Origin of the sequence: Ferdinandcohnia jepli (genome assembly GCF_047246645.1) — a bacterium.
Lineage (GTDB): Bacteria > Bacillota > Bacilli > Bacillales > Bacillaceae_L > Ferdinandcohnia.
The window spans coordinates 1-16,641 of record NZ_JBFOKR010000021.1 but is presented as its reverse complement, the minus strand read 5'-3'; the positions used below and the strand labels follow the sequence as shown (position 1 = coordinate 16,641).

At 38.9% G+C, this 16,641-nt stretch carries 12 protein-coding genes; all 12 read left to right on the top strand.

Annotated features, from left to right (window positions below):
- The first annotated feature begins 100 nt into the window (after nt 1–100).
- The 12 genes from AB3M96_RS19730 to ganR all read left to right on the top strand — a co-directional run bounded on the left by AB3M96_RS19730 (nt 101) and on the right by ganR (nt 16,525).
- Nucleotides 101–1,597 (top strand): methyl-accepting chemotaxis protein, encoded by a 1,497-nt coding sequence (locus tag AB3M96_RS19730; RefSeq protein WP_412969320.1) that lies wholly within the window; start codon nt 101–103, stop codon nt 1,595–1,597.
- Between the two features lie 88 nt (nt 1,598–1,685).
- Nucleotides 1,686–2,678 carry an L-glyceraldehyde 3-phosphate reductase gene (mgrA, locus tag AB3M96_RS19725; RefSeq protein ID WP_412969319.1) on the top strand — a complete coding sequence of 331 codons (993 nt, stop codon included), beginning with the start codon at nt 1,686–1,688 and terminating at the stop codon, nt 2,676–2,678.
- A gap of 219 nt (nt 2,679–2,897) precedes the next feature.
- Nucleotides 2,898–4,061, top strand: a complete 1,164-nt coding sequence (locus tag AB3M96_RS19720) for a galactokinase (RefSeq protein WP_412969318.1) — start codon at nt 2,898–2,900, stop codon at nt 4,059–4,061.
- Between the two features lie 81 nt (nt 4,062–4,142).
- Nucleotides 4,143–5,132 carry a UDP-glucose 4-epimerase GalE gene (gene galE, locus AB3M96_RS19715; RefSeq protein ID WP_412969317.1) on the top strand — a complete coding sequence of 330 codons (990 nt, stop codon included), beginning with the start codon at nt 4,143–4,145 and terminating at the stop codon, nt 5,130–5,132.
- A 9-nt stretch (nt 5,133–5,141) separates the two neighbouring features.
- A complete protein-coding gene (gene galT, locus AB3M96_RS19710) occupies nt 5,142–6,632 on the top strand; it encodes a UDP-glucose--hexose-1-phosphate uridylyltransferase (RefSeq protein WP_412969316.1) in 1,491 nt (496 codons plus the stop codon).
- 49 nt (nt 6,633–6,681) lie between these two features.
- Nucleotides 6,682–7,728 carry an aldose epimerase family protein gene (locus AB3M96_RS19705; RefSeq protein WP_412969315.1) on the top strand — a complete coding sequence of 349 codons (1,047 nt, stop codon included), beginning with the start codon at nt 6,682–6,684 and terminating at the stop codon, nt 7,726–7,728.
- A gap of 17 nt (nt 7,729–7,745) precedes the next feature.
- A complete protein-coding gene (locus AB3M96_RS19700; protein WP_412969314.1) occupies nt 7,746–8,732 on the top strand; it encodes a LacI family DNA-binding transcriptional regulator in 987 nt (328 codons plus the stop codon).
- A gap of 710 nt (nt 8,733–9,442) precedes the next feature.
- The gene (gene ganS, locus AB3M96_RS19695) at nt 9,443–10,720 is read left to right on the top strand and encodes a galactooligosaccharide ABC transporter substrate-binding protein GanS (protein WP_412969313.1); all 1,278 of its coding nucleotides are present in this window, start codon (nt 9,443–9,445) and stop codon (nt 10,718–10,720) included.
- Between the two features lie 96 nt (nt 10,721–10,816).
- Entirely contained in the window at nt 10,817–12,073 is a 1,257-nt protein-coding gene (locus AB3M96_RS19690) for a sugar ABC transporter permease (protein WP_412969312.1), read from the top strand.
- Between the two features lie 6 nt (nt 12,074–12,079).
- Nucleotides 12,080–12,925, top strand: a complete 846-nt coding sequence (gene ganQ / locus AB3M96_RS19685; protein WP_412969311.1) for a galactooligosaccharide ABC transporter permease GanQ — start codon at nt 12,080–12,082, stop codon at nt 12,923–12,925.
- Between the two features lie 225 nt (nt 12,926–13,150).
- Entirely contained in the window at nt 13,151–15,214 is a 2,064-nt protein-coding gene (ganA, locus tag AB3M96_RS19680) for a beta-galactosidase GanA (RefSeq protein WP_412969310.1), read from the top strand.
- 318 nt (nt 15,215–15,532) lie between these two features.
- On the top strand, nt 15,533–16,525 hold the full coding sequence (ganR, locus tag AB3M96_RS19675) for a galactan degradation operon transcriptional regulator GanR (protein ID WP_412969309.1): 993 nt from the start codon (nt 15,533–15,535) through the stop codon (nt 16,523–16,525).
- Nucleotides 16,526–16,641 lie beyond the last annotated feature (116 nt).

Below are 16,641 nucleotides of genomic sequence, written 5' to 3'. Positions count from 1 at the left end.
ACATATTTTAAATATTCGACTCTCAGACGAAAAATATCTATATTCATGTCGATATAAAGATTGTAAAATAGAGTTATAACACCTAATGGGGGACAAACTTATGACAGATAAAATGGTAAGTATTGAGGCACTTAAAACGCAAGATATTATACGTAAGAATAAGTTGGTTACAATTGTTTCTCTTATCTCTGTAATTCTCGCGGTAATAGTAGATTTTGCGATTCAACAGCCATTACAAATGATACTGACAATTGCAATAGGAGGAGGCATTTTTGTTGGAGTACTAGCAATCATGAATTATAGAAAGCTATTTTTAATGCAAATCCCATATGTTGCAATAGTGGGGTTGACAGTTGTCTTATATTTAATAATGTCAGCATCCCAATCGGCACCAATCATATTATTACCTCTCTATCTACTTACGACCATTGCCATTTATAATATGAGAAGTACTCTTATAGTAGGGGTAGTGGGTGCGATTGTTTTAAGCACGATATTTTTTGTGATAAATGGACAAGATTTAGGGTATACATCCCAGAATATTACAACATTTTATTTGATATTTGGAATAATTATCTTAACGTTATTTTTCCAAAACCTAGTTACAAGACGAATGACTACTGATATTGAAGCGTTACAAGCAGAAACTGAACAGCTTTTAGAAACTAGAAAAAACCAGGCAGTAAAGCTTGAAAACAGCTCCCAGGTAATCAGCGAAAATATTTCAAACATCCGCAGTCAAGGTGAAGAACAGATGCATGCATTTAATGAAATGACAATTGCGGTATCTGAAATCTCATCTGGTATGAATACACAAAACGAAGCTGCAACAACAATAACTGAGTCGATTGAGAATCTAAATAAGGTTGTGCAACAGCTTGTTCAAGGTTCTAATCATCTTAGTGTTCAAACAGAAAATGCAAACAACGCATCGGATAATGGAAACACAACAATTGAAAGCTTATTAACTAAAATTACTGATTTCCAAATTTCTGTTACGTCTATGTCTACAACAATGGATCGATTAGTAACAAAAATACAAGAAACAAATGGTTTTACAGATAAAATTCAAGAAATCGCATCTCAAACCAATCTATTAGCGCTTAATGCATCAATTGAAGCTGCTCGTGCAGGTGAAAGCGGTAAGGGCTTTGCGGTAGTTGCGGCTGAAATTAGGAAACTATCAGAAGTAACATCAAATACAGCAAACTTAATCTCTGAAAATCTGAAACAGGTTAACGAAAGTACAACATTAACCCAAAAACAAATGGCAGAGAATGCAGAAAAAATGGACGAAAGTGTCCAGCTTACAAAAGATACAAAAGGCGTATTTACAGTTATTGATGAAACTGTCTCTGAATTGAATGAAGCAGTGAAGCATTTCGAAAAAATCTCAAATGAAATTGGCGGCTCTTCACATTCAATCGAAACATCTGTAAGTGAATTCGCTGCAATCATTGAAGAAACAACAGCATCACTCGAGGAAATCACTGCCTCTATCGAAAACCAAAACGCCCAAATGCAACAGCTCGTAGCATACGTACAAAACACAGACGATGCCACAGAAGAATTAATGGAGATTTTTAAAACAAAATAATAGAAAGCGGAAGGCCTTAATGATGTATACATTAAGGCTTTTTGTTATGATGAAAAGAGGCTCAGGCCTAAACCGAAAGGAGATACATATGAGATACCTTGCAAGTGAGAGTAGATATAGTGATATGAAATATAATCGTGTTGGTAAATCTGGGTTACAGCTGCCAGCCATTTCTTTAGGATTATGGCATAACTTTGGTGGAGTGGATTCTTTTGAAAATGGACGGGCAATGCTTCGCAGAGCATTTGATTTAGGGATTACCCATTTTGACTTAGCGAATAATTACGGCCCACCACCGGGAAGTGCAGAAGAAATGTTTGGGAGAATGTTAAAGTCAGATTTTGCTCCTTACCGTGACGAAATGATTATTTCATCTAAGGCAGGATACCATATGTGGGAAGGTCCGTATGGAGATTGGGGTTCGAAGAAGTACCTAATTTCAAGTCTTGACCAAAGCTTAAAACGTATGGGATTAGAGTATGTAGATATTTTTTATCACCATCGTCCAGACCCGAATACACCATTAGAGGAAACTATGGGGGCTCTAGATCAGATTGTCAGACAGGGTAAAGCGTTATATGTTGGTGTTTCTAACTATGATGCAACTCAAACTGCAGAAGCTGTAAAAATCTTAAAAGAGCTGGGAACACCTTTACTTATCCATCAACCAAGCTATTCGATGTTTAACCGATGGATAGAAGATGGATTGCAGGATGTTTTAGCTGAAAATGGTGTAGGCTCCATTGCATTTACTCCTTTAGCACAAGGGCTATTAACAAATAAATACCTGAACGGAATCCCAAGTGATTCTAGAGCAGCCAGGGAAGGTACCTTTTTACAGAAAGAAAGAGTAACAGAAGAAGTTTTACAGCAAGTTACTCAATTAAACGAACTTGCTGCTGAAAGAGGACAAAACCTTGCTCAAATGGCATTAGCCTGGGTACTTCGTGAAGGAAGAGTAACATCCGCACTAATAGGTGCAAGTAAGGTAAGTCAAATTGAAGAAAACGTAGCAGCACTTAAAAATCTTACTTTTACCTCAGAGGAACTAACAAGAATCGAAGATATACTAAAGGGCTAAGATTACTACATGTAACTTAACATTAGTAATCCTAAAAACTAAGCACATACTAGGAGTAGTCTACGTAGGGCTACTCCTTTTGTTATGGCCAAAAGTTGGTCGTGGAGCTAAAAATAAACTGAATTTTAGTTAATGTTTTACTAAAATTATTGACGTGTTTTACTAAGAGGTCTACAATAGGGGTAAGCAATAAATCCTTAACTACTGGAGGTACACATCATGGAATTAAACCAGCTAGCTACTACATTTAAAGAAGTGTTTAACGAAACAGATTATAGATCATTTTTTGCACCAGGACGCATCAATTTAATCGGAGAACATACGGACTACAATGGTGGCCATGTATTTCCAGGTGCGATTACAAAGGGAACTTATGCACTTGCTAGAAAGCGTGACGATAACAAAGTAAGATTGTATTCCGTTAACTTTGAACAACTTGGGATTATCGAATTTGATCTCGATAACCTAGATTACGATAAAGCACATGATTGGGCGAATTATCCGAAAGGAATGCTGCGTTATTTACGTGAAAAAGGGTATTCCATTTCGACTGGAGTGGACGTTCTTTTCTACGGTAACATTCCAAACGGAGCAGGTTTATCTTCTTCTGCATCAATTGAATTAGTTTCAGGTGTAATGTTTGAGAAGTTATTCGATTTAACAATCGACCGCGTTGAGCTCGTGAAAATTGGTCAGCAGGTTGAAAATCAGTTCATCGGTGTTAACAGCGGAATCATGGACCAATTTGCAATTGGAATGGGTAAAAAGAACTCAGGAATTTTACTGGATTGTGACACGTTAAAATACGAATATGCTCCTTTAGAGCTTGAGAAGCATCTAATTGTAATCATGAACACAAACAAGCGTCGTGAGCTTGCAGACTCTAAGTATAATGAGCGTCGGAGTGAGTGTGAACAAGCACTTGAAATGCTTCAAAAAGAATTAAATGTGTCGGCACTTGGTAATATCTCATCAGAGCAATTTGAGGCGCACAAGCATCTGATAACTAGTGAGGTTTTACAAAAACGTGCAAAGCATGCAGTCTATGAAAATGAAAGAACTCTTCAAGCTTTAAAAGCGTTAAAAGCAGGAGAATTAGCTGAATTTGGACGCTTAATGGATGCGTCACACCGTTCATTGCGAGATGATTATGAAGTAACAGGAATTGAGCTTGATACATTAGCTGAAGCAGCCTGGGCACAGGATGGTGTTGTTGGAGCTCGTATGACAGGTGCGGGCTTTGGCGGATGTGCAATCGCAATTGTTGAAAAAGACAAAGTCGATGCAGTGACTGACGCAATCGGAAAGATCTACGAAGAAAAAATTGGCTACCAAGCTTCCTTCTATGAAGTAAGCATTGGTGACGGAGCAAAAGAACTATAAGGGACAAGGTATCGTGTCCAAAAAAATAAAAACTGGTACGAGGGACCTGTCTCTCTGTCCAAAAGAAGAGGAGCGAAACAGATGAGTGTTTTAGTATTAGGTGGAGCAGGTTATATTGGTTCGCATGCGGTTTATCAGTTGATCGATTCTGGTAAAGAGGTAGTTGTTATCGACAATTTACAGTCTGGACATAAAGAGGCGGTTCATCCAAAGGCTACTTTTTATCAGGGTGACATTCGCGACCGCGAGTTTATGCAATCAGTTTTTGAAAAGGAATCGATTGATGCTGTAATTCATTTTGCAGCGAACTCACTGGTTGGCGAGTCTATGGAAGATCCTTTAAAATACTACGACAACAATGTGTTTGGAACTCAGGTTGTGCTTGAGACAATGAGAAATAACAACGTGAAATACATTGTATTCTCTTCAACTGCTGCAACGTATGGTGAGCCAAAGCAAGTGCCTATTACTGAGGATATGCCAACTGTTCCTGCAAATACGTATGGCGAAACAAAGCTAGCAATGGAAAAAATGATGAAATGGTCTGAAGTGGCTCATGATATTAAGTTTGTGTCATTACGCTACTTCAACGTAGCAGGTGCGAGATCCACTGGTGAAATCGGAGAGGACCACGATCCAGAAACACATTTAATCCCGGTTATTTTACAGGCAGCGTTAGGAAAGCGCGATTTCATAAAAATCTTTGGCGAAGATTATGATACTCCAGATGGAACATGTATCCGTGACTATATTCATGTTGAGGACCTAATTGATGCTCACATTTTAGCATTAAGATATCTGCAAAATGGTGGAGAAAGCAACTATTTTAACCTAGGAAGCAATACAGGCTTCTCTGTAAAAGAAATGGTTGAAACAGCGAAAAAGGTTACACAACGTGATATTCCGGTACAAATTGGTGATCGTAGAGCAGGAGACCCTAGTATTTTAATCGCATCTTCTGAAAAGGCGAAAAAGGTATTAGGCTGGGCACCAAAACGCACGTCAATTGAAGAAATCATGAAGGATGCGTGGAACTGGCATGTAAACCACCCAAATGGGTACGAAAGCTGAGGGGATAATATGTACATCTTTGGAATCATACAACAGCTTACTCGTAAAGCGGTAGAAGCTAATCTAATCGAAAAAGGCGACGAGATTTATGTGCGTAACCAGATTCTCTCTTTATTGAATCTGGAGACATTTGAATCTGTAAAAGAAGATAACCTAGAAAGAGATATTCCAACATTAGTGGAAAATCTTGTGGATTATGCGGCAGAGAACGGAATTATTGATGATTATTTTGATGCGAAAGAAATTTTTGCTAGTAAAATCATGAACACGATGATTCCACTGCCATCGATTATGACGCATCGTTTTTATGATCTTCACAAGCAAAATCCAACCGAAGCAACGAACTATTTTTATGAGTTAAGTAAAAACAGTAACTATATACAAATGAAACGCATCGAAAAAAACATCGAATACAAGGCACAAACAGAATATGGTGAGCTTGATATTACAATCAATCTGTCAAAGCCTGAAAAAGATCCTAAGCAAATTGCACTTGAAAAAGAAGCGAAACCTACTGGTACTAAGTATCCGAAATGCCTACTTTGTGTTGAAAACGAAGGATATGCTGGACGAATAGGGCATCCGGCTCGCTCAAATCATAGAATCATTCCAGTGGAACTTGAAGGTGAAAATTGGTTCCTGCAATATTCTCCATATGTGTACTACAACGAGCACTGCATTTTGCTTTGTGAAGAACACCGTGATATGAAGATTAGCAAAGATACATTTACACGACTTCTAGGCTTTGTAGAACAGTTCCCGCATTATTTTATCGGTTCGAATGCAGATATTCCAATCGTGGGTGGATCGATTTTAACGCATGATCACTATCAAGGTGGGAACTATGAATTCGCGATGGCAAAAGCAGCGGACGAATACACATTTGATTGGAGCAGCTTCCCGAATGTTGAATTCTCAACTGTAAAATGGCCAATGTCTGTACTTCGCTTAAAGAGTGAGGATCGTAATGCGCTTATCGAAGCGGGAGACCACATTTTACAAGCTTGGAGAAGTTATAGTGACCCAGAGGTAGAGATTGTAGCGTTCACTGGTGAAACACCTCACAATACGATTACACCAATTGCGAGACAACGTAATGGCAAGTACGAACTTGATTTAGTATTACGTAATAACCGTACAAGCGACGAGCATCCACTAGGAATATTCCACCCACATGCAGATGTTCATCATATTAAAAAAGAAAACATCGGTCTTATTGAAGTAATGGGGCTTGCAGTGTTGCCTGCTAGACTTGAAACAGAGCTAAAAGAAGTGGAAAAATACTTAATAAATCAACCAAATGAAATCAACCCAATACATGAGCAATGGGCAGATGAAATGAAGCAATCACAAGAAATTACACATGAGAATGTGGAAGAGATTGTGAAGCTAGAGGTTGGTAAAAAGTTTATGAGAGTTTTACAGGATGCTGGTGTATTCAAGCGTGATGAAGCAGGACAAGCAGCTTTTAAGAAGTTTATTGACCAATTAAAATCCTAATTTGTAACGGGAGTAGCTGTACTCCCGTTTGCTATATGGAGGCAGAAAAATGAAGGTTACAACAAAGAAATTCGGCGAACTAGATAATCAAGTGATTCATTCTTATACACTCACCAACATCAATGGAATGAGTGTGTCGTGTATTGATTATGGCTGTATAATAACCGACATCTACACACCAGACCGGAGCGGTAACTTGGAAAATGTGGTTCTGGGCTTTGATACAATTGATGAATATATAAACCACTCCCCATATTTCGGTGCGATTGTTGGACGAATTGCAGGGCGTATCAAGGGTGGCCAATTTAAGTTGGATGGCCAAACATATCAGCTGGAGCGAAACGAAAACAATAATCATATTCATGGTGGCACGAAAGGTTTCAGCGATGTTGTGTGGGATGCAACTACTATTGAAAAATATGACGCTGTTGGCGTCGAGTTCCGTTACCAAAGTAAAGATGGTGATGGCGGTTATCCGGGCAATGTTGACATGAAAGTTACGTACCTATTAACAAATAATAACGAGGTTGTACTTACCGCACACGGAGTGTCCGACCAAGATACCATTTTGAACCTAACAAATCACACATACTTTAACCTTTCAGGAAACAGTAAACGTGATATTTTAGACCATGAATTAACGTTAAAAAGTGATCGTTTCGTACCCTTGAATAATGAATCACTTCCTACAGGAGAAATTTTAGCCGTAACAGGAACCCCATTTGATTTTAAAAACGGACGGAAAATCGTTGATGGAACAACAACTGACTATCCGCAAAATGTGCTAGTTGGACACGGGTATGACCATCCATTTTTACTATCGAATAATAAAGATAGAGAAATTCAACTGAAAGACCAAGAATCTGGAAGAACACTGACTGTGGAAACAAACCAGCCAGCAGTCGTTATTTATACGAGTAATCACTTAAAAGGTGATTATGAAATTCGAGGCGTAAAGGCTAGACCTCATCTTGCGATTTGTCTTGAAACGCAAGGAGTACCAGATTCGATTCACCATCCAGAGTTCCCGTCGATTGTCCTTGAAAAGGGAAAAGAATATTACTGGGAAACAAAGTACGCCTTTGGTGTGAACTAGCCCGAGAGGAGAGAACGATGGCTACCATTAAAGATATTGCTGAAAAAGCCGGTGTATCAATTGCAACCGTATCACGCGTTCTCAACTATGATGCAAGCTTGTCAGTTAGTGATGATACAAAGAAAAAGATTTTTGAAATAGCAGAAGAACTTTCTTATAAAAAGAAGACAACAAAGAAAACAGCGTCAGCGAAGATCGGTATCATCCATTGGTATACCGAAAAAGAAGAGCTAAACGATCTCTATTATATGTCGATTCGTTTAGGAATTGAGCAACGCTGTGAACAGCAGGATATTCAAGTAGTAAACTTTTATAACAATATCAAAAGCATGAAATCCGAGGACTTACAGGGAATTATCGCTGTCGGTAAGTTTAGTAAAAGACAGATAGAGGAATTAACGTCAATTGCTAAGCATGTTGTATTTGTTGATTCCAATCCGGATGATGACCGTTTTGATTCAATCGTCATTGACTTTGAAAAGGTGACTAGAAACATCCTCGACCATCTGGTTGATAAGGGACATACAAAAATTGGCTACCTCGGTGGACGTGAAATGTTCAAGGACCAGACTGAAGTCATAGAAGATATGCGTGAAAAAACATTCCGAACCTATATGGATGCAGCTGGTTTGTTAGAGGAAGATCATCTGTATATAGGTGCATTTTCGGTAGATGACGGATACAAGCTTATGAAACAAGCAATACAAGAAAAAGGTGACCATCTACCGACTGCCTTTTTTGCAGGAAACGACTTGCTCGCGATTGGAGCATTACGTGCCCTCCATGAAGAAAAAATACCTGTACCGGAGCGAGTTAGTATCATCGGAATCGATGATCTCAGCGTCTCTAAATATGTATTCCCTGCGTTAACAACTGTAAAAGTGTATACAGAGGTTATGGGAGAAACCGCAGTAGATACCTTGCTGGAACGACTAAACGGTCGAAAGATTGCTAAGAAGATTTTTATCGCGACAAAGTTAGTTATTCGCAAAAGTAGTTTGTAGGTCTGTTCTAATGAGAGCAGGCTTTTTTTATTTGCGTTGTTTTGTTGTGTCAGCAATTCCAGTAATAAAGGCTTTATTTTGAAAACTTGGTTTAATCTCTACTGAAAGGATATTGTGAGTTGATTATTGCTTATACAAGGGTGATTGGAGCGCATGGCACGAGACTCCTCGAAAATGCTTTGCATTTTCTTCGTGCGTGGGTGAAGTCAAAGGAGCCTCTCAAAGTCCTGCGGGAGTAGCGTGACCAAGTGAGACACCGCAGGAGTGTAACGACTTGTCTAGCTTCAGCGGCTAGAAACTCGAGAAATTTCAACTCCTCCGTCAGAGGCAAAAGGCGCCTCTTATGTCGGAGTCTCCAATTTCCTCGTTTCTGACCAAGCCGCTTCAGCATTTCATTGAGGAGGCTCACGGTCCGCCCGCGGAAAGCGAGTGCCAGGAGCGGAAATCACAAACCATTTACATTTCACTATCAATGTAAAAACGCCAATGGGTAACAAACCCTGCGAAAAGAATCTTTATTAATCATAATGCTACCATTTTCCTTTTTAATTATACTCGATTTAATTCCCCCTAGATTTATATCCACTTTCCAAACTTTAAGAGTAGAAACAAACAGTTTGGTCAAACTATTCTTTGTAGAACGGAAAAAACTCTTTTCCTAGTTGTCCATTTCGTAACTATATCAAAACAAAAGTGAAAGGATGTCAGCTATGAAGTTTAAGAAGATTTTAGGTATTATTTCTACTCTTGCATTAAGTTTTTCGTTAGTTGCCTGTGGGCCACAGGACAATGCGGACGATGGTGGAGATGAAGGCGGCAAGGATAATAACGAAGCAAAAGAATTACTTGTTTGGGAAGATATTGCAAAGGCTGATGGAATCAAGGATGCAGTTGCAAAATTTGAAAAAGAACATAATGTAACCGTTAAGGTTGTTGAAAAACCATATACAAAACAAATTGAAGATTTACGCTTAGATGGACCAGCAGGAACAGGACCTGACGTTCTTACAATGCCGGGTGACCAAATCGGTACTGCAGCACTAGAGGGATTAATTAAGGAATTAGACGTTTCTGAAGATGTGCAAAAGATCTATACAGAAACAGCTATGCAATCTCAAATGGTAGACGGAAAGATTTACGGATTACCTAAGGCAGTTGAAACGACTACTCTTTATTACAACAAAGACCTGATTTCGGAAGACGAACTACCAGAAACTCTTGAAGGTTGGTATGAGTATTCAAAGGGCGTTGCGAATGGTGAAAAGTTTGGATTCCTAGCGTTGTTTGACAAAATTTATTATGCACAAGGGTTAATGAGTGGATATGGCGGGTACATATTCAAAAATGATAATGGAACTTTTAATCCTGGAGATATCGGGTTAAATAATGAAGGCGCCATTGAAGGTGCTCAGTTCATCAAAAAATTCTATGATGAGAAATTATTCCCTTCAGGAATTATCGGTGAGCAAGGAATTAACGTAATCGAAACATTATTCACAGAAGGTAAAGCGGCAGCGATTATCTCTGGACCGTGGAATATCGAACCGTTCACAAAGGCTGGAGTAAACTTCGGTGTAACCAAGTTACCAGCGTTAGAAAACGGACGTAATATGAGTGCGTTTATTAACGTGAAAAGCTATAACGTAAGTGCATATTCAAAAAATCAGGAACTAGCACAGCAGTTCGTAGAGTTTATTGCAAACGAAGAGAACTCTAAAACAAGATACGAAGTTACGAAAGAGGTTCCAGCTGTAGCTGCACTTGCAGAAGATCCAGCAGTAACTGAAAGTGAAGCAGCAAAAGCAGTTGCTGATCAATCACAATACTCTGAGTTAATGCCAAGTATCCCAGAGATGAATGAAGTATGGGCACCTGCTGATGCAGCGCTTCAAACAATTGCGACAGGTAAGGCTGAACCGAAGGAAGCATTAGACCAAGCAGTTGAAACCATTAAAGGTCAAATTGAAGCGAGTCACGGCGGTCAATAATTAGTTGGAAAATGGTGTCAGACACTACTTATGTTTGGCACCATTTTTAAGGAATATGGCGATTAAGTCAGGCGCCAATCTAAAGAGGTGAATTTTATGCAACATCGTAAAATAGCTCTTTTGCTATCTCTTATACCTGGGTTCGGGCAATTTTATAACCGGCAATGGGTAAAAGGTATTTTATTTTTCTTAATAAGTGTAGCTTTTCTAATTGTATTTAGAGATCTATTTAATATGGGGTATTGGGGTCTGATAACCCTGGGAACTGAAGTGCCACGTGATAATTCTATGTTCCTTTTAGCAGAAGGAATTATTGCAATTATTGTTACTTTATTTGGATTAGGAATTTACTACTTAAATTTACGTGATGCATATGTGAACGGGAGAAAACGTGACGAGGGAATTCAACCAACTCCGCTAAAAGAAGATTACAAAAACCTAGTTGAACAGGGTTACCCTTATGTCATCAGCGGACCGTCACTTTTCATATTAATCTTTGCGGTCATTTTTCCAATTCTTTTTAGCTTTGCGTTAGCATTTACTAACTATGATTTATACCATTCACCACCTGCGAATTTAGCAGACTGGGTAGGATTAAAGACATTTGCAAAAATATTTACAGTCGATATTTGGCGCTCAACTTTCTTTGATGTATTAGCTTGGACAGTTATTTGGACAATTGTAGCGTCGACTTTACAGGTTGCACTCGGGGTTTTCCTGGCAGTCGTAGTAAATCAAAAAGAAGTACGTTTTAAAAAGTTCTTCCGAACAATCTTAGTTTTACCTTGGGCTGTTCCTGGATTTGTTACAATCCTAGTATTTGCAGGATTGTTTAATGATTCATTTGGAGCAATCAACCTTGATGTACTTGCGTTCTTTGGAATTGATCCGATTCCTTGGCTAACTAGTGCAAATTGGACAAGAGTCGCGCTCATCTTAATGCAAGGCTGGTTAGGTTTTCCGTATATATTCATTGTAACAACAGGGGTACTTCAATCAATTCCCGAAGACCTATATGAAGCCGCAACAATTGATGGAGCTTCGATTTTTGAAAAGTTTAGAAACATCACAATGCCAATGATTTTAATTGCAATGGCACCAATTATTATTACACAGTACACCTTTAACTTTAATAACTTTAATATTATTTATCTATTCAACGGTGGTGGTCCTGCTGTACCAGGATCAACTGCAGGTGGAACGGATATATTAGTTTCGTGGATTTATAAATTAACCATGCAATCAAGCCAATATTCCCTCGCTGCAGCACTAACGATACTACTTTCAGTATTTGTTATTGCAATCGCATTATGGCAATTTAGACGAACAAATTCCTTCAAAGAGGGGGCGTGAGTTTAAATGAATATGAAGCAAAACAAGGTCGTCCGACTCTTTTTTACGTACTTGCTGTTGCTGTTTATGACAGTAATTATTGTGTACCCTCTGCTCTGGACAGTAGGAGCTAGCTTTAATCCAGGAAACAGCTTAGTAAGTACAAACTTAATTCCAGAGAATCCAACACTGGAACATTATCGTGAACTATTTGCGGGAAAAGCCAGCCTGCAATATGGACAGTGGTATTTGAATTCGTTAAAAATAAGTATTTTTACAATGCTTGGAGCAATGATTACCGTTTCGTTCACGGCTTACGCATTTTCAAGGTTTCGATTTAAGGGCCGGAAAAATGCATTAACTCTATTTTTGCTATTGCAAATGATTCCGCAGTTTTCGGCGTTAATCGCCCTGTTTGTTTTGGCACAGATTTTAGGAATGATGAACAGCCACTGGTTGCTAATCCTCCTTTATATTGGCGGGCAAATTCCAATGAACACGTATTTGATGAAGGGGTATATGGATTCCATTCCAATGGACCTTGACGAAAGTGCAAGAATTGATGGCGCAAGTAACACAAGAATCTTTTTACAAATCATCCTGCCATTATCAAGACCAATGCTAGCGGTTGTAGCGATGAATGGGTTCACAGGGCCACTTGGGGATTTCGTACTGTCTTCAACAATCCTGAGAACACCTGAATCCTACACTCTGCCAATTGGATTATACAACCTGGTAAACGAAGTAATGGGAGCGAGTTACACAACATTTGCAGCGGGAGCCATTTTAATCAGTATTCCAATTGCAATTGTGTTCTTATTGCTACAAAGAAACTTCGTTGCGGGCTTAACAGCGGGTGGAACGAAGGGGTAAGAGTGAGTTTGAAGTATTTTTAGTATAAAAAATCTGGTTTTGCACATTGAAAAATGAGTTTACGGTTTTTAATTCTGATTTATGGTTTTTAAATTGGAAATACGGTTTTTAATCGAAAAATACGATTTTTAATTTGGATTTACGGTTTTTAATCGAAAAATACGATTTTTAGCAAAAAAACAGCCTACACCAAGGCGCAACAATCGAAAACAGAGGAAGAAGACTATGTCAAAACAGTTTGAAAGTAAACCTGTTACGAAAGCAAACTTCATGCTGCACGGTGGGGACTACAACCCTGACCAATGGCTGGACAGACCAGATATATTAGCGGATGACATCAAGTTAATGCAACTCTCACACACAAATACATTTTCAGTTGGAATTTTCGCTTGGAGCGCACTAGAGCCCGAGGAAGGAAATTACCAATTTGAGTGGCTTGATGACATCTTCAACAACATACACAGCATTGGCGGTAAAGTAATTTTAGCAACACCAAGCGGGGCTCGTCCTGCTTGGATGTCGCAAAAATATCCGGAAGTACTCCGGGTAAATGCAGAAAGAGTAAAGCAATTACACGGCGCACGCCATAATCATTGTTTTACGTCACCTGTATATCGTGAAAAAACACAAAAAATAAATCGCCTTTTAGCCGAAAGATATGGTGAGCATCCAGCTCTCTTAATGTGGCATATCTCAAATGAATTTGGTGGAGAATGTCATTGCGATTTATGTCAGGAAGCTTTCCGTAACTGGTTAAAAGAAAAATACAACAATGATTTAAAGGCTGTGAATGATGCGTGGTGGGGGGCGTTTTGGAGTCATACGGTAAATGACTGGTCACAAATTGAGTCTCCATCACCAATCGGTGAAAGTATGGTACACGGACTAAATTTGGACTGGCGCAGATTTGTCACAGACCAAACGATTTCATTTTACAATAATGAAATTGTTCCACTCCGAGAGATCACACCAGACATTCCGATTACAACCAATTTCATGGGAGATACTGCTGACTTAATTCCATTCCAAGGTCTTGATTACAGTAAATTTGCAAAGCACTTGGATGTGATTAGCTGGGATGCGTATCCACCTTGGCATAATGACTGGGACAGTACAGCCGATTTGGCTATGAAGGTAGCGTTTATTAATGATTTGTATCGTTGTCTCAAAATGCAGCCATTTTTATTAATGGAGTCGACACCAAGCCTTGTAAACTGGCATGATGTGAATAAAGGCAAGCGTCCAGGAATGCATCTGCTTTCATCGATGCAGTTTATCGCGCATGGGTCTGATAGTGTACTCTATTTTCAATGGAGAAAATCGAGAGGCTCCTCTGAAAAATTCCATGGTGCAGTTGTCGACCATGATAATAGCTCTGAGAATCGAGTGTTTCAAGAGGTGGCCGAGGTTGGTAAGACCTTAGAGAAGCTATCAGGTGTTGTGGGCACAAATCGCACATCAGAGGTAGCGTTCTTTTATGATTGGGATAATCATTGGGCACTAGGTGATGCGCAAGGATTTGGCTTGAAGACGAAGCGATACCCGCAAACGATGCACCAGCATTATCGAACCTTCTGGGAACAGGATATCCCAGTTGACGTTATTACAAATGAACATGACTTTACTCCGTACAAACTATTAGTAGTTCCTATGCTGTACTTAGTAAGTGAAGATACGATCGCTCGATTTAAAAAGTTTGTAGCAGACGGCGGGACACTGGTATTCACCTATATTAGCGGGCTCGTAAATGAGCATGACTTAACCTATATGGGCGGATGGCCAAAGGATCTACAAGATATCTTTGGTATCAATCCAAAAGAAACGGATACATACTATCCTGCTGATCGAAATGCTGTTACGTACCAGGGAATAACATACGTACTAAAAGATTACGCAACAGTCATTGATGTTCAATCAGCAAATGTAGAAGGTGTGTATGAGCACGATTATTATGCTGGTACACCTGCCGTCACAAGTCACCAATATGAAAAAGGTAAAACGTATTACATTGGTGGCCGTTTAAATAATGACTTCCATCGCGATTTTTATGGGCGTCTGATCAATGAATTAAATCTTGAACCTGCTGCCAACGTGAAGCATGAAAGGGGTGTTTCTGTCCAAGTCAGACAAGCACCTGATAAAGACTATATCTTTGTCATGAATTTTACAGAAGAAGAGCAAGTGGTTGGTTTTGATTCACCTGTTATAGACCTCGTTACCGGTGAAAAACTTTCAGGTGACATTACTCTAGAAAAGTATGGAGTTCGAATCGTGGAAAAGGGCAAGTAGTCATTAATGGCTGCTTGTTTTTTGTTACATATTCCAAAATAAACAACTTACTTAACAAATCTTTAAAAAGCGAAAAAGAGCCTGTCCTCTCTCTACTAAATGTGCTACTGTACAAGGGATAGGACATTTATAGTGAAAGGTAGTAAACTACCGAGCAACTGGTAAAATAATAGTTCTTTTAATTCCTCATTGACTTTAAGGGAAAATAAAGTAAAATATAAGTAAAAAGTTTTACTTAGCGCAAGCGGTTGCGTAAACTACTAATAAATTTTATAGATATGATAGATCGTAATGGGATATTAATTGGAGGCGGAATGCATGGCGACGATTAAGGATATAGCGAATAAGGCTGGTTATTCGATATCTACTGTGTCACGAGTATTAAATAATGATGAGAGTTTGTCTGTTCCTGATGAAACACGTGAAAAGATATTTGAAGTGGCAGATGAGTTGAATTACCGTAAGAAAACAGTAAGGCCAATCGTTAAAAACATTGCTTTTTTATACTGGGTTACTGATAAAGAAGAGCTTGAAGACGTATACTTTAAGACGATGAGGATCGAGGTTGAAAAGCTTGCGAAAAAATATAATATTGAGCTGACAACTTATAAAATTTCTGACGGAATTGAAAAAATACCTGATACTATCGAAGGGTTTATTGGTGTAGGGACGTTTTCTGAAAAGGAACTGGATTATCTTCGAAAGAGAACTCCAAATGGAGTGTTCCTGGACTTTTCAACAGACCCGAAACACTATGATTCGGTTAGACCTGATCTTATCCAAGTTACAACTCAAGCGATCGATATTCATGTTGAAAAAGGACACAATACGATTGGTTTTATAGGTGGCACTTATCATAATCCAAACACAGATAACGAGGATATGGATATTCGTGAAACAACGTTTCGAGCTTATCTCAACGAAAAAGGTTTACTGAATGAAACCTATATCTTCACACATAGAGGGTTTTCTGTTGAAAATGGCTATAACTTAATGTCACGTGCGATTAAAGAACTAGGAGATAATCTGCCGACTGCCTTTTTTATCGCTGCTGACCCTATTGCTGTTGGTTGCTTACAAGCTTTAAATGAGCACCAAATTTCGATCCCAGCCAGAGTAAGTGTGATCAGTGTGAATGATATTAGTATTGCAAAATATGTTTCACCGCCTTTGACTACATTCCATATCGATTTAAAAGAACAATGTAAAAACGGTATTGAACTTCTTCTTGAACGAGTCATTAATAAGCGAAAAATAGTAAAAACAATTTACCTCGGTTCTGAGGTAGTTATGAGAAAAAGCACAAATTAAATGGGTTTACTAGAAAAAGACGACGTCATGTCGTCTTTTTTTTGTTCGCCCAGCATGGGCGAACTCTAACGGGTGAAAGTCCCTAGTACGACCTGGTAGCGGTAAGTACATAGCTG

Bases quoted from the DNA above. Each gene is read 5' to 3' on its own strand.
- AB3M96_RS19730 (WP_412969320.1), top strand. From the start codon at position 101: ATGACAGATAAAATGGTAAGTATTGAGGCACTTAAAACGCAAGATATT.
- mgrA (WP_412969319.1), top strand. From the start codon at position 1,686: ATGAGATACCTTGCAAGTGAGAGTAGATATAGTGATATGAAATATAAT.
- AB3M96_RS19720 (WP_412969318.1), top strand. From the start codon at position 2,898: ATGGAATTAAACCAGCTAGCTACTACATTTAAAGAAGTGTTTAACGAA.
- galE (WP_412969317.1), top strand. From the start codon at position 4,143: ATGAGTGTTTTAGTATTAGGTGGAGCAGGTTATATTGGTTCGCATGCG.
- galT (WP_412969316.1), top strand. From the start codon at position 5,142: ATGTACATCTTTGGAATCATACAACAGCTTACTCGTAAAGCGGTAGAA.
- AB3M96_RS19705 (WP_412969315.1), top strand. From the start codon at position 6,682: ATGAAGGTTACAACAAAGAAATTCGGCGAACTAGATAATCAAGTGATT.
- AB3M96_RS19700 (WP_412969314.1), top strand. From the start codon at position 7,746: ATGGCTACCATTAAAGATATTGCTGAAAAAGCCGGTGTATCAATTGCA.
- ganS (WP_412969313.1), top strand. From the start codon at position 9,443: ATGAAGTTTAAGAAGATTTTAGGTATTATTTCTACTCTTGCATTAAGT.
- AB3M96_RS19690 (WP_412969312.1), top strand. From the start codon at position 10,817: ATGCAACATCGTAAAATAGCTCTTTTGCTATCTCTTATACCTGGGTTC.
- ganQ (WP_412969311.1), top strand. From the start codon at position 12,080: ATGAATATGAAGCAAAACAAGGTCGTCCGACTCTTTTTTACGTACTTG.
- ganA (WP_412969310.1), top strand. From the start codon at position 13,151: ATGTCAAAACAGTTTGAAAGTAAACCTGTTACGAAAGCAAACTTCATG.
- ganR (WP_412969309.1), top strand. From the start codon at position 15,533: ATGGCGACGATTAAGGATATAGCGAATAAGGCTGGTTATTCGATATCT.